Below are 15,486 nucleotides of genomic sequence, written 5' to 3' on the forward strand. Positions count from 1 at the left end.
TTAAATTTTATCAATATGATACGCCTATTGCTTGTTTCCCTGCTTTTTACCGCCGCCTCGTCTATTTACGACTTTAAGGTTCCTTCGCTGGATGGCGGAACCATCGATTTTTCGAAATATAAAGGGAAAAAGATCATGATCGTGAACACGGCATCAAAATGTGGTAATACACCTCAATATGCCGAGCTGGAACAGTTATATGAAAAGTACAAAGACAAACTGGTGATCGTAGGCTTTCCCGCCAATAATTTCGGACAACAGGAACCTGGTTCAAATGGCGAGATCCAGGAATTTTGTAAAAAGAACTATGGTGTAAGCTTCCCCATGGCCGAAAAAGTTTCGGTAAAAGGCGATGACATTGCCCCGATATATAAATACCTGGTTGCCGAAGCCGCCAAAAAAGGATTTACCGACCCTGTTAAATGGAATTTCACCAAGTTTTTACTCGATGAAAAGGGCAACCTGATCACCGTTATACATAATAAGGTGAAACCCATGAGCGAGGAAGTAACGAAGTATCTGAATTAATTCAAAACCTTAGGGATTAACAGAGGGCTTTAAAATCGAAGCCTTTAAAAACCCGCAAGGTCAATCAAAGGTGGGCTTTCTTCCGGAGGTCCACCTTTGTTTTTAGCAATCAGGAGCATGCGGGCCATTTTAAGCAAGTACCATCGGCATAAGGTATAAGGGAGGCATAAGGTTGAGCCACTTTTGAGAAAATGCCTCAGCCGTATCAAAAGATAAGCCTCAATTTCCGACAGGCTCCATTTTTACCCAGCTTCCAGGAGAAAGAGTCCTCCTGTATTTTCCCACTAACGGAACTGGTGAGCCTTTTTGAGAACGCGCCCCCCACCCATCCGTCCCAGGCAAGCCTCCTTTTAGAGGGAAGTCCACCTTTTGTTCACCATTCCCCCACCGATTGTCCACTCCACAGAAACCATTAGATATTTCTACAGCCTTCCATTAATTGTTCATCTGACAATTCAGGCGCAAAATCGGTTTTTTGAGGCCATTGGCCGAAAAAGGTTCCTCCTGCGGGAAATATGTACCACTTTTGTAATGCAATCCAATACCGACTGAAAAGATCCAATGGTCCTGTGAAAACAGCATATCCTTGAAAGAAAAACCGAACTGTATCCAATCCATGAAAAGCTAAAAGATCCCACTTTTCCTGGTACTCTTGAAAACTTGATCCGATTCCTTAAAAAGCCATTAAGAGTAGCCGTCGAAAGTAATTAGAAGCCTCCGCCCGGGGGCTTCTTCTTTTTAGAATATCGAATAACGAATGATAAATGTCGAATGAAAAAGTGAATACAACTTCGACATTCAAAATTCAACATTCAATATTCGATATTGTATCTTCGCCATTGCATGTTGTTCAAAAATGTTATAGGTCAGGCAGATGTAAAATTGCATCTGGTTAATATGGTGCAGCAGAACCGCATCAGTCATGCCCTTTTGTTTTTAGGTAAAGAAGGAAGCGGCGCCCTGCCTCTGGCCATAGCTTTTGCCCAATACATTGTTTGTGAAAAGGTTAATGCAAAACCGATTGCGGCCGGCCCCTCGCTTTTTGGCGAAGAGCCAGCTTCCTCCCCATCAGTGGGTAGCGGTGTTTCCGAAGCCTGCGGCGAATGCCCTTCGTGCCAGAAAATGCTGCAACTCATGCATCCGGATATCCATTTTTCGTATCCGGTAGTTCCGCGCAAATCGGGCGATAAACCCCTGAGCTCGGATTACATCAGCGAGTGGCGCGAATTCATTGCAAAATATCCCTACGGCAATGCCTACGACTGGCTGCAGTTTATCGGGGCCGAAAACAAGCAGGGGAACATAACGGCTTATGAATGTAACGACATCATCCGCAAGCTTTCGCTCAAAAGTTTTGAGAGCGGTTTTAAAATACTGGTCATGTGGATGCCTGAGTATCTTGGCAATGAAGGCAATAAATTGCTGAAGCTGATTGAAGAACCGCCCCCCAATACCTTATTTATATTGGTAGCCGAAAACGAGTCGCTGATACTGCAAACCATTTTATCGAGAACACAACTGGTTAAAATACCGGCACTTACACAGGCTGAAATAACCGATGCCCTTATTACAAGAGCAAAACTGGCCGAAGATCAGGCAAGGCAAATAGCCCTTATTGCCGAAGGCAATTACCACGAAGCCCTGCAACTGGTGCAACATGCCGAGGAAGACTGGCAATCGCTGTTGCGCGACTGGCTGAATGCCATTTTAAAAAACGGGCCCATAGCCCAGGTGAAATGGATCGACGACATCAGCAAGCTGGGGCGCGAAAAACAAAAACAATTCCTGAGATATTTTAATCACCTGCTCGAACAGGCCATTCGCCTGCAGGCCATGGGCGCCCAAAATGTGCATCTACCATCAAATGAGCTCGATTTTGCAGGTCGTCTTAATAAAATTGCCGGTTTTTACCAGCAACAGGCCATTATTGAAGAGCTCGACAAAGCCTCCTACTATATTGAGCGGAACGCCAACGCCAAAATGCTATTCCATGCCCTCACCATTAAAATGTACCACATAATTGCCGGTAAAGAGGTAACCAATATCATCTAAGCTAAACGCTTAATGCATAACGCAAAACGCAAAACATAGCTAATTTGGCGTTCAGCATTCGGCGTTCAGCGTTCGGCATTCAGCTATAATCAATTTCCATATGAATCCCTTTTGCAGTTAATAACTTATATTTGTAAATCGGCCTGTAAAGCAGAAGGCAGAAAATGTTGTGGTGGGGTTTGAATTGCGAGCAGGATTACTAAATATCAGGTTATCTTTTTTCGCTATATTTTATCCATAAATGCGTCGTATTCATTAGGTTACAATTTTGCAACCGGTATTTGAATAAATATTTAGTGGGCGCAATCCGCTTTAGCGGTGATGGATCAACAGTTCCTACCTTTCACTTTCTGCATGCGTTTCCGGCCGAGGTTTAAAAATTTTTATAAATCGTTAATCCTAAATAGAGAATGGGATGTAGTTCATGCGGAACAGGCGGTAAAGTAGCAGGCTGTAAAAGCAATGGCGGATGCAGCACAGGCGGTTGTAACAGAATGAATGTTCATGATTGGCTGAGTAACCTGCCCTTTAGCGATCCTTCGGGCACCTGTAAAATTGTTGAAATAACTTTTAATAACGGTAGTCGTAAAGATTTCTACCGCAATACCACTGTTCACATATTCGAAAAAGGCGACCTCGTTGCCGTGGAAGGCGTAAGCGGATTTGATGTTGGTACGGTAAACATCACCGGTGAAATTGTACGTCTTCAAATGAAAAAAAGAAATGCCGACGAAACCGACCCCGATATTAAAAAAGTACTTCGTCGCGCTACTGATAAAGACATCGAGATCTGGCAACAGAATAAAGACCGTGAAAAAGAAGGCCTGATCCGCGCCCGCGCCATTGCCCGCCAACTGGGTCTTGAAATGAAGCTTACCGAAGTAGAAATTCAGGCTGATGGCCGTAAAGCCACCTTCTTTTATATTGCCGACGACCGCGTTGACTTTCGTGAACTGATTAAGATATATGCCAAGGAGTTCAGGGTTAAGGTCGAAATGCGCCAGATAGGCGCCCGCCAGGAAGCTGCCAAAGTTGGTGGCATTGGCAGTTGCGGCCGCGAATTGTGCTGCAGCACGTGGTTAACCGATTTTAAATCGGTAAACACTACCGCAGCCCGTTATCAGAATTTATCCATCAATCAAAGCAAGCTCAGCGGTCAGTGCGGCCGGTTAAAATGCTGTCTGAACTACGAACTGGATATTTATCTTGATGCCCTGCAACACTTCCCCGACAATGCCGATACTTTACAGGTTACAAAGGGTACTGCCATCCTTATTAAAAAGGATATTTTCAAAAACCTCATGTGGTATACCCTGCCCGATAGTACCAAGCAATATCCGCTGACTATTGAACGGGTAAGGAAAATAAAACAAATGAACGAGCAGGGCCATGCTCCCGATGAACTGGAAGCTGTTGACGTTACAACAAATAAACCTAAAGAGGTTGAACCCGAATTTGTTGATGTGGTTGGGCAAATCAGTTTGCGCAGTTTGGAAAGAGCCGAAAAGAAAAAAAGGCATCAGCATCATCAACAAAAAGAACAACCGCGCAAGCAACAGCCTCAACAAGGCCAGCAACAGCAACGTCGCGACAACCGGCCCGATAACCGGGATAATCGTCCGCCTAAAAAAGACGACCGGAGAAATATTCAACCGAAGAAATAGTAGTCAATAGACAACAGGCAATTGGCAATAGACAAATCCATATATAAAAGTTATATGCATATTGGTTAAGTACTGTCGCCAGGGTATTGTCCCTTGCCTGTTGCCCATTGCCCATTGCATATTGCTTGTTGATTACCGGTTGCATGACCTTTCGCAAAGCCGATTCGGTGATGATAAACCAGTTTCCGGGCGCCACCCGGCAATGTTGAATACTGAACGTATTGGCGAACTGATTATACCCGGCGCCAATCATTTTATTCCCTGAGCGAAATTCAAAGAAATTAAAGAAGTGTTGTTACAATTACCGGTGAACTGAGACTGATTAAAAGGCAATAGGCAGCAGGCAATGGGCAGTAGAAAGCAGGCAGTTCTTAATATAGCAAAATGACAAAGTGTGCGTGGGGTGTAAGCAATTGCCGTTTCATTCCGCCATGGCGGGACCGGTTGCCGATTCACAGATCAATCTTTAACAATTGACCATTGACCATTCACCATTGGTGATTGATGATTTTTTGTATCTTGTTTTCTGTAAACTAAACTCTATTTTATATGGCGCTATTTAAATCCGGTAATCCTGTTTTAAACGAAAAAACGTTTAACAGCAGTATCGAGTGGCAGCAAACCGAGGTAATGACCGAAAAAGGTACCCTGAACAAATTTGGCCTGATGTTGATCTTATTACTTGCATCTGCTTCATTTACCTGGAAAGCAGCTGCCGAGGGCACAGATGTTATGGTATGGATATTCGCTTCACTGATCGTGGGCGCAATAGCAGGTTTGGTATTGTATTTTAAACAACAATGGGGTTCGTTTCTGGCTCCCATATATGCCCTTGCCGAAGGCGTGTTGCTGGGCGGCATTTCAGCTTATTATAATGATGCATTCGATAAAATTGCCCCCGGCATCGTTATGCAGGCCGTTGGGTTAACTTTTGGTGTAGTGATCGCCATGTTTGCTTTATACCGCTTCGGTATTATTAAAGCAACCCAAAGATTTAAAACCATTGTTATTGTAGCAACTGCCGGAATAGGTGTCTTTTATATGTTAGCTATGATCTTAAGAATGTTTGGCGTACAAATGCCGCTCATTTACGAAGGCTCTACTATGGGTATTTTGTTTTCGTTAGTGGTTGTAGGTATTGCTGCGATGAACCTGGTATTAGATTTTGATTTCATTGAACGGGGCGCCAAACAGGGTGCTCCCAAATACATGGAATGGTTCGGCGCCTATGCTTTAATGGTAACCATCGTTTGGTTATATCTCGAAATCTTACGTTTACTGTCAAAACTGGCTTCCAGAAAATAAAACAGTGAATAACTTTTATACAAAGCCATCCCGCTGACAGCAGGATGGTTTTTTTATTTACATTAAAACATAATTAAAAATCATATGACTCCTGTCTGAAAAAAGCACGGCATCATAATACATCTTTCTTTAATAAATCCTGCTTCGGTTTGTCGAATATGTTATTCTAAAGAAAATTTTGATAGATTACTTCATATATATTGAATTATAATGTATACTCGCAGAAATTATCAGGTTTGAAAATAAATGTCTTATAAAAATCAGGATAAGATTGAAACCTTGTTAAGTAAATCATTATCATATTTTTATATTTTATATATTTTAATCACAAATCATTTAATTGATATTTTCATTAACTTGATAATTATATAATGGTTTCCTGACCATTACTTATTGTTTATCTAAAAACTGTCACATGAGAAATTCACTGGCGCTCCTGCAGGCCGGTATGGTAATGTTATTTTCATACCCCGCAGGTATACACTTTAACAATCAGGGAGTGGGTCATACACACAGCAAATGGCTTCCCAACCTCCAAATCAATCCTTTTATTCAATGGATCAAAAGCAGGCACCTCTTCAGAGGTGGATGGAGTTTTTTTAACTACACTGCCTCCTGGCCCTACAACCGATATCGACCAGGGGCTTGTTGGTTATAGTTGCGATTTCAATCGCAAATGATCCTTTTTCATTTTTAATTTTTTAAAATTTTAGTGCACATGAGAAAATTCATCTACTGCCTGATAGCAGGCAGCCTGCTTACTATTTCGGCAACTGCTCAAACAGTTGAAGTCAGCGGAAAAGTGCTCGACACTTCCGGAGCCCCCATTCCAAACACCACCATTTTACAAAAAGGCGTTTCCAAAGGAACCACAGCCGACATTGATGGAAAATTTACTTTGAAAGTCCCTTCAGGTACTACTTTGGTGTTTAACTCCATTGGTTACGAAAAAAGAGAAGTTAAGATAACCGAGGCTACTTCATCTTTAATAATAAAACTAAAGACTTCCTCTACGTCTTTGGCCGAAGTAGTGATCACCGGCTCGGGCGTTGCTACCACTAAACGAAAATTAGGGATTTCGGTAGAATCACTTTCTTCTGATAAATTACCACAAATACCTACGGCCTCCATTGATCAGGCCATGGTTGGCAAAATTCCCGGCGCCCAGATTTCATCGGTTTCGGGTAACCCCGGCGATAAAGTAAATATCGTACTAAGAGGTATTAATACTGTGCAGGGCGGCACAAGACCGCTGGTAATGTTAGATGGGATCGAAATTCCTTTCGAATACCTCAACACGCTCGATATGGCTCAGGTAGAACGTATAGAAGTGGTGCAGGGCGCTGCATCGGGTACCATATACGGTGCACAGGGCGCCAACGGCGTTATTCAGATCTTTACAAAAAAAGGCACCAAAGGCCGCATAAGTATTAATGTTTCTTCAAGTATAGCAAACAATTCATTTATCAATGCAGGCGATTTTGGCAAAGCCGATAAGCACCCTTATTTAACTGATGCCAACGGAAATGTCATCAATGCTGGTACCGACTCAAGCATTGGTTACTTTGCAGGTGATATCATCAAAATAGATCCTGCAACCGGATCGATCCTGGGCTCCAATTCCATTGCCTATAAGTATGGCAATGATGTACCGGGCCTAACAAGCACCATTCCCGGTTTATCGCCAAGCTATACCCGTTATGGCATACTCGATCCGCGCAACAATGCCGATCAGCCTTACAACGGCAACCTGCATTACAATGATCATTTCAAACAGGTTTTCACAGGTTCAACAACAAGAAACAACTCTTTAAGCGTAAGCGGCGGAAACGACAAAATGGATTTTAACTTTGCCTTCGCCAATAATCATACAACTTCTCCTTTCTTAAAAAACAATGGTTATATCGACCGGTCGAATTTGAGCGTAAATCTGGGGTTTGAAGTTTTTAAAGGATTTACATTACGGTCAATAACACAATTGGTTTACACACGCAATACCATGCACCCTCAATTGGGCGCTCCCGGGGGCTCGGATTTCGGCAGAGGAACTCTTAATGCCGATGTAGGCGGCGTATATGGCTTCTTAAACACATCTCCCTTCTTTAGCTTAACCGATACCATAACAGGCGGTCATTATGCGCCCTATCAAACAGCCAGCTTTTTAAGCGTAAACGCATTCAACCCCTATTACCGGCTTGAATATACCAGCGGCAACAGCAAGCGGTACGACATTATTCAAAACCTTGAAGCCAATTACCGCGTGAATAAATTCCTTACATTGAATGCGAAGTATGGAATCAGTTACAAGAATGAAAATGACATTTGGACGTATTACAATCAGACAACTAACGCCAACGCAGTTGCAAATAGCACCTATGCATACAAATATAATTCATCCGATTTAACAGGCGAGATGGACAACTACCAATACTTCAATACAAAACAGAATTTTTTGGGTAGTGCAACAGTACGTACCGATTTTGAGAAAGATTTTCATCTCAGAATTCCCATACAAACAACTACGTTACTGGGTTTTGATTACCGGAGAAACGATTACAAGGAGTTTGATACCTGGGGACAAGGCCTGGCACTCAATCCTCCGTTCAATTTCGCGGCTACGCAAAGCCAGCACATCGCTGTTGACATGATCGAGCCTTTTATAACGTATGGATACCTGGTTGATCAAAAAATAGATGTAGGCGCCTGGGGCGGTGTAACAGCGGGGTTCAGAACCGATTATTCTTCAGCATTTGGATCCGGTTCAAAGCCATTTACTTTCCCTCACTTTAATGCATACCTGAATTTACCATCATTCGATTTCTGGGAAAAGATTCAGGATGTTATTCCAACCTTTAAAATCAGGGCAGCATATGGCAAAGCAGGTATTCAACCGAAACCTTTCGATCGATACCCCACGCTCACGCTGCAGCCTACAGGCAATGAACTAACATATACCAATCAGACCACTTCCAGCAATCCACTTCTGAATGTTGAGGTTTCGTCGGAAAAGGAAATAGGCACCGATCTTTCATTTGCGATCGCCAAAGGCGATTGGCTCAGCAATGTAAACGTATCGTTCACTTATTGGAAAAGGCATACCGATAATGCCATTTTCGCTCAGAATCTGCCACCTTCATCAGGCGCTTCTTCCCTGATAACAAATGCTATTACAGTTTCGTCAAATGGCTGGCAGCTGGCCATTAATATTCCGGTGCTGGCATCAAGGAATTTCACCTGGGATTTCACGACCAATCTCGGACATCAGACATCAATGATTGATAAAGTGGCCGGAGGAGATATTCCGCTTACTTCCGGGGCCGGAAGCAGTGGTCTGATACTCGCTGCCGGTAGAAAAATCGGTGAGATCTATGGATATAAAGCGCTCACCAGCGTTACCCAGGTGCGTGAGGATGGCAAAACACCTTTTATCGATCCTTCAAAGCAATCTAACTATGAAATAGTAAACGGAAGGGTAGTGAATAAAACCACCAAAGCCATCTTTTTCTCTGATGAAGCCGTTTCTTTAGGCGATCCTAATCCGAAACTGACTTCTTCTTTTATCAACAGCCTTAGCTGGAACAACACCATTACGCTTGCCTTTCAGTTCGACTGGATACATGGCTCTCACCTTTACAATCAAACGAATGAGTGGATGTACCGCGATGGTATCAGCAAAGACTTTACAAATCCTGTTACCATCAATGGCCAAACAGGCGCCTGGACGGCGTATTATGCCAGTGCCTACTACGCGCTTGGAAGCACTGCCAAAGGCGTGGGTAATAACGTAACCAAAGATTATTTCTATGAAGATGCCTCTTTTGTAAGGCTTCGAAATGTTTCGTTGGGAGTTGATTTTTCGCGGTTCGTCAAAAATAATAACTGGTTAAAAAAATGCCAGCTGGTACTTAGTGGCAGAAACCTGATGACCTTTACCAAATACAGTGGCTTAGATCCCGAAATCAGTTCGGGCGCATCCAATTCAGCCTTCGACAGGGGAATTGATCATAGCACTGTACCAAACATGAAATCGTATCAGTGTACATTGAATCTGGGCTTTTGATTCGTAACCGTAAAAGAAAATTTCAATGAAAAAAATATCATTCAACTTATATACAAAACAGCAAAACTATATTTTTGGCTGTCTTTCAATTGCCCTGATGCTGGGGGTAACTTCATGTAAAAAACAACTCGACGTTCAAAATCCAAACAATCCAACCTTTGAGGCCAATGTTACTACAGAAACGGGAATTACCGCTTATGCTAAGGGAGGAATTTACTGGAATGGCTTTAATTACGGCGACGGATGGCTGGGAGATAGTTATTTTTCTTTGCCCTGGGGTTATCACGAATTAATGGGCGATGTAGTTGGGGGTGGTCAGGGTTCAAACAACCAAACTACCACCATGGGCGTGCCGGAATATTTTCAGGCAGATCCGGCCGATGCATCAACAAAATTCACAAACACTGCTCCGCAGGTAAGCATTATAAGATCATTTAACACAACAGCCTCTACCGCCAATGCCAATAACGCATTGTATTATGAGTGGCTCAATATGTATGCAATGATCTATGCCTGTAACGTTACATTAGAGAAGCTAGTTAATATTCCGCTTACGACCGACAAAGCGAACACTATTAAAGCATGGGTTTACTGGTGGAAAGGATATGCTTATGCGCAAATCGGCACATTATATATAGCCGGTTTAATTATAGATGATTCCAAAACAGTTGTAAACAAGTTTGTAAGCAGTGCCGATATGATAGCAGAAAGCAATAAGCAACTGAATCTGGCTTTAACTACGCTGCAGGGCATCAGCAACCAGGATGATTACACTACAATTATCACTGCATTAATTCCTGCACAAAATCAGAAGGGGCTTGGCTCACCACTATCCAGTGCCCAGTGGAAAAGAACGATCAATACCATGTTGGCCCGCAATATTTTATTGAATCACCTGGCGCCCTTTGTAAATGGCAATCCTGGTGCAACAATTAGTAAAGCATCTATGTCTGCAATGGCCACTGCCGACTGGCAATCGGTTATTACTTACTGCACTAACGGAATTCAAAAAGGTGATTACGTATTTACGGGAAGAACATCTGCCTCCAATTCATTCTTTTCAACTAACGGAGGTTCTGTTGCAGGGATGCTCACTGCCAGCAACCAAACAACCTCCTATAAGCTGAGTGAAAGACTGGTGCAGAACTTTAAATCGGGCGACAAACGGCTGGCCAATTTTACCACCTCAGACGGCATCTTTTATGGCGATGCCAATACCAATTCAACGAGATATAGTCTGATAGATGGTGTAGACTCTTCGTTAAGCGGCATACCCATTCTGGGCTCACGTAATATAGGCGCTCTTGAAATTTACATCGGACCTACCTACGAAGAAAATGCACTTATGATGGCCGAAGCCAATATTCGTACAGGCAACATTGAAACCGGTCTTGGCTTTTTAGATGCAGTAAGAACTTACCTGGGTTCGGGTATTGCAGCAACAAAGGGAACCGGTTTAACGCTGGCGGAGGCAATGCAGGAATTAACCATGGAACGCCTGGCTGCATTGGCGCTACGCGGCCTCTCGTTCTATGATTTACGCAGATGGGGCTGGACCTATGCCATTTCGAATGGCGGTGGCCGGTATGGAGCTACGCTTATTTATAAAAAGAATGTTTATACGAATGCTACTATCAATTATAATTTTATGGATTACTGGGATGTTCCTGCTGATGAAACATCAAAGAACCCGCCTGCCGCCGGCAGTGCGCCTGTAGTAAATCCCAATTATTGATTTGATAGCATTTATAAAACAATAATTTTCCCAACTTCAATTCAACAAAAAAGTCCGCATAACAGCGGACTTTTTTTGTAATGCAATTTCATACTTCTTACTTCGCACCTCCTGCTACCATCCGTCACCATCCAACATATTGCCCAACCCGCCTAAAATACTACCTTCTTCTTTACGGTTGGTAGTGGCATAATTTAATATGCGACCGGCAAGGCGGCTGATCGGCAACGTTTGTATCCAAACTTTACCGGGGCCGCGCAGGGTAGCAAAGAACAATCCTTCACCGCCAAACAATGTATTTTTAATACCTCCAACAAACTGAATATCGTAATCGATGGTTTGTGTATAAGCCACCAAACAACCGGTATCAATTTTCAATAATTCACCCGGTTGTAAAATTCTTTCAAACACATGGCCGCCCGCATGCACAAAGGCCATACCATCACCTTCGAGCTTTTCCATAATAAAACCTTCACCACCAAACAGGCCGGTACCCAGCTTACGCTGAAACTCAATGCCCACACTTACCCCTTTGGCAGCGCATAAAAAAGCATCTTTCTGAGCAATGATTTTACCACCCAGTTCCATCAAATCGAGCGGAATAATTTTACCGGGATAAGGTGATGCAAAACTTACCCTCTTTTTTCCCTGACCCACATTGGTAAATGCAGTCATAAACAAACTTTCACCGGTTAGTACACGCTTACCGGCCGACATCAGTTTGCCCAAAAAACCCTGTTGGGCCTTTGATCCATCGCCAAAAAGCGTTTCCATCTGAATGCCATCGTCCATCATCATAAAAGCGCCACTTTCGGCAATGGCCGTTTCACCCGGATCCAGTTCAACTTCAACATATTGCATTTCTTCACCTATAATGCGGTAGTCTATCTCGTGATTTGTACGCATGGAAAGATTTTTAAGGATTTATTAATATGATTAATTATTGATTTTATTTCTGATTTGGCGATTTCGGGATTTTGTGATTTATAGCGTAAATCCTTTCTGTTTGTCGCAATTTAGTAATATTCGTTTCATTCCGGAATTGATAAATTTTTCATCCTTCGACTGCACTCAGTACCATGGAACGCCCCTGAACGCAGTTGAAGGGAATACCATGGAATGGCTCTGAGCATAGCCTGCCCCACTGCCCGCGGATTGAAGAGCTCCAAAATCCTGACAACCACCTCAACTAAAGTGATAAATGGTTTGGAACACCCATGATAATTATTTTACCTTACACGCTTACTTAACAAAAATTACATATATGAAAAGAACCGTACTGGTATTCGCCGCATCGATGCTTTACCTGTGTGATCAGGTAGCTGGTCAGGCAAAACTGGTAGAAAAAATTACGCGTCAGGGAAATGATCTGATAATTCCTTATGAAAAATATGTACTGCCCAACGGACTTACCGTGGTAGTGCATGAAGACCACAGCGACCCCGTAGTGCAGGTCGACGTTACCTACCACGTAGGTTCGGCACGCGAACAGATTGGAAAATCGGGCTTCGCCCATTTTTTTGAACACATGATGTTCCAGGGAAGCGACCACGTAAAAGATGAAGAGCATTTCAAAATCATAACGGATGCCGGTGGCACCCTAAACGGATCAACCACCCGCGACCGCACTAATTATTATGAAACAGTTCCCAGTAATCAGCTCGAAAAAATGCTGTGGCTCGAAGCCGATCGCATGGGCTTTTTGCTCGATGCCGTTACACAAAAAAAATTCGAAGTACAACGCGCCACTGTAAAGAACGAACGTGGCCAGAACTATGATAACCGCCCTTACGGACTGGTAACCGAAGTTGCTTCGAAAAATTTGTATCCATACGGTCATCCCTATTCCTGGTTAACCATAGGCTATATCGAAGATCTGAACCGGGTTGATGTAAACGACCTGAAAAACTTCTTCTTACGCTGGTATGGCCCCAACAATGCTACCGTAACCGTGGGTGGCGATGTAAAAACAGCCGACGTAGTAAAGCTGGTTGAAAAATACTTTGGCGCCATTCCACGTGGTCCCGAAATAGCTAAGGTGGAAGTGCCTGCGGTAACCATCGAAAAAGACCGCTATGTAAGTTATACTGATAACTATATACGCCTGCCTTTGCTGAACATCGTATATCCTACAGTGCCTAATTTTCATAAAGACATGCCTGCCCTCGCCTGCCTGGCACAAATATTAGGACAAGGCAATAACTCGGTATTGTATCAGCAACTGGTAAAAACGCAACTGGCTTTACAGGCAAATGCATACAGCCAGTTAAGCGAACTGGCGGGCGAATTCACCATTCGCGTGGTGCCCATGCCCGGCAAAACACTGGCCGATATGGAAAAGCTGGTACGCGCATCGCTCGACAGCTTTGAAAAACGCGGTATTACCGATGATGATATCGAAAAGTTCAAAGGCAGTTCCGAAGCACAATACATCAACGGATTACAAAGCGTATCGGGCAAAGTATTTCAGCTGGCCGGCTTTCAAACCTTTACCGGTAACCCTAATATGATTGGAGAGTTACTGAAAATGTATTCGGCTGTTACCAAAGAAGATGTAATGCGCGTATACAATCAATACGTAAAGGGCAAACATTCGGTTATTGTAAGCGTATTACCCAAAGGGCAGGAAAATGTAATTGCTGCTGCAGATAATTATGTAGTCGACAGCAGTCATTACACAGCACCTGATTATGGCTACGCCGGTTTAAAATATACAAAAGCCAAAGATAATTTCGACCGCAACGTACATCCCGGCAACGGCCCTAACCCTGTTGTTAAAGTGCCTTCCTTTTGGCGTAAAGATGTGCCTGGCAGTATTAAAATGATCGGCGCTCAAAACAATGAAATACCTATTGTAACACTACGTATTGCTATACCCGGAGGTCATTTGTTACAGGCCAAAGACACATCGAAATTAGGCCTGGCAAGTATTTTTGCCGATATGATGAACGAGGATACCAAAAACTATACGGCCGAGCAAATGTCGGTAGCTCTTGAAAAGCTGGGAAGCTCCATTGAGATTAGCAGCAGCAGAGATGCTATTATATTTTCGGTGCAGGCGCTGAAAAAGAATATCGATAAAACGCTTACCCTGTTACAGGAGCGGATGTTCAATCCCAAATTCACCGATAACACCTTTAACCGTATTCAGAAACAAACACTGGAAAGTTTAAAACAATACAAGGCCCGCCCCGCGGCAGTGGCCGATGATGTAATAGCTACCGTGAATTATGGCGCAGGCCACATTCTGGGCATGAGCGAAAATGGCACCGAAAGCACTATTAAAAATATCAGTCTGCAGGATGTGCAGAACTACTATAACAACTACATCACAGCGAAAAACACCAAAGTGATTGTTGTAGGCGATATTACTCAAAGCGAAATTGCCCCTAAGCTTGCCTTCCTGAGCAAACTGCCTAATAAACCAATTGACCTGCCGGCAGTATCGGCCAAACCAAAAGAGGTTGATAAATCAAGGATCTACCTGGTAAATATTCCTAAAGCTGCGCAAACCGAGTTCAGAGTAGGCTATGTTACCGGTTTGAAATATGACGCCACTGGTGAATATTACAAAGCAGGGTTAATGAATTTTGCGTTGGGCGGCAGCTTCAATGCGCGTGTAAATTTAAACCTGCGCGAAGACAAGGGCTGGACCTACGGTGCCCGCAGCACGTTCGACGGCGATCAATACACCGGCGATTTTTTATTCAGCTCGGGCATTAAAGCCGATGTAACCGACAGCGCTTTAACAGAAATTGTAAAAGAGTTTAAAACCTATGTTGGCAGTGGTATAAAAGAAGATGAACTGGTGTTTATGAAAAATGCCATTGGCCAGCGTGATGCGTTGCGTTATGAAACAGGCGCCCAAAAAGCCGGATTTATTGAACGCATTTTGGAATATAATTTACCGGCCGATTATGTTGATCAGCAAAATAAAATCTTAAAGAATATTACAAAGGCCGAAATAGATGCGCTGGCAAAAAAATGGATAAACCCCGACAAACTGAATATTGTTCTGGTGGGCGACAAAACGCGCATACTTCCCGGTTTACAAAAAACAGGTTATGAAATTGTAGAGCTGGATACAGATGGGAAGCCGGTTGATAGTAAGAAAGGATTTTAAACAATAACGAATATTAAAT

At 43.2% G+C, this 15,486-nt stretch carries 8 protein-coding genes; 7 read left to right on the plus strand and 1 reads right to left on the minus strand.

The genetic code is table 11. The features are described 5' to 3' along the window. Window positions 1-15 precede the first annotated feature (15 nt). From AC59IL_RS28265 to AC59IL_RS28290, 6 genes are all read left to right on the plus strand, one after another. The gene (locus tag AC59IL_RS28265) at window positions 16-528 is read left to right on the plus strand and encodes a glutathione peroxidase (protein ID WP_496555587.1); all 513 of its coding nucleotides are present in this window, start codon (window positions 16-18) and stop codon (window positions 526-528) included. A gap of 843 nt (window positions 529-1,371) precedes the next feature. Then, the gene (locus tag AC59IL_RS28270; RefSeq protein ID WP_496555588.1) at window positions 1,372-2,580 is read left to right on the plus strand and encodes a DNA polymerase III subunit; all 1,209 of its coding nucleotides are present in this window, start codon (window positions 1,372-1,374) and stop codon (window positions 2,578-2,580) included. A gap of 410 nt (window positions 2,581-2,990) precedes the next feature. Continuing rightward, window positions 2,991-4,244, plus strand: coding sequence for a PSP1 domain-containing protein (locus AC59IL_RS28275; protein WP_496555589.1), 1,254 nt, complete (start codon window positions 2,991-2,993; stop codon window positions 4,242-4,244). Window positions 4,245-4,793: 549 nt separating this feature from the next. After that, on the plus strand, window positions 4,794-5,549 hold the full coding sequence (locus AC59IL_RS28280) for a Bax inhibitor-1/YccA family protein (RefSeq protein WP_496555590.1): 756 nt from the start codon (window positions 4,794-4,796) through the stop codon (window positions 5,547-5,549). Window positions 5,550-6,267: 718 nt separating this feature from the next. Beyond that, the gene (locus AC59IL_RS28285; protein WP_496555591.1) at window positions 6,268-9,609 is read left to right on the plus strand and encodes a SusC/RagA family TonB-linked outer membrane protein; all 3,342 of its coding nucleotides are present in this window, start codon (window positions 6,268-6,270) and stop codon (window positions 9,607-9,609) included. A 25-nt stretch (window positions 9,610-9,634) separates the two neighbouring features. Beyond that, window positions 9,635-11,344 carry a RagB/SusD family nutrient uptake outer membrane protein gene (locus AC59IL_RS28290; protein WP_496555592.1) on the plus strand — a complete coding sequence of 570 codons (1,710 nt, stop codon included), beginning with the start codon at window positions 9,635-9,637 and terminating at the stop codon, window positions 11,342-11,344. 114 nt (window positions 11,345-11,458) lie between these two features. Here the strand turns inward: AC59IL_RS28290 and AC59IL_RS28295 are convergent, their stop codons facing one another. Further along, entirely contained in the window at window positions 11,459-12,250 is a 792-nt protein-coding gene (locus AC59IL_RS28295) for a TIGR00266 family protein (RefSeq protein ID WP_496555593.1), read from the minus strand. A 358-nt stretch (window positions 12,251-12,608) separates the two neighbouring features. Between AC59IL_RS28295 and AC59IL_RS28300 the strand changes: the two genes are divergently transcribed. Then, on the plus strand, window positions 12,609-15,467 hold the full coding sequence (locus tag AC59IL_RS28300) for a M16 family metallopeptidase (RefSeq protein ID WP_496555594.1): 2,859 nt from the start codon (window positions 12,609-12,611) through the stop codon (window positions 15,465-15,467). The last annotated feature ends 19 nt before the right edge of the window (window positions 15,468-15,486 follow it).

The organism is Niastella sp. sgz303648 (assembly GCF_059587045.1).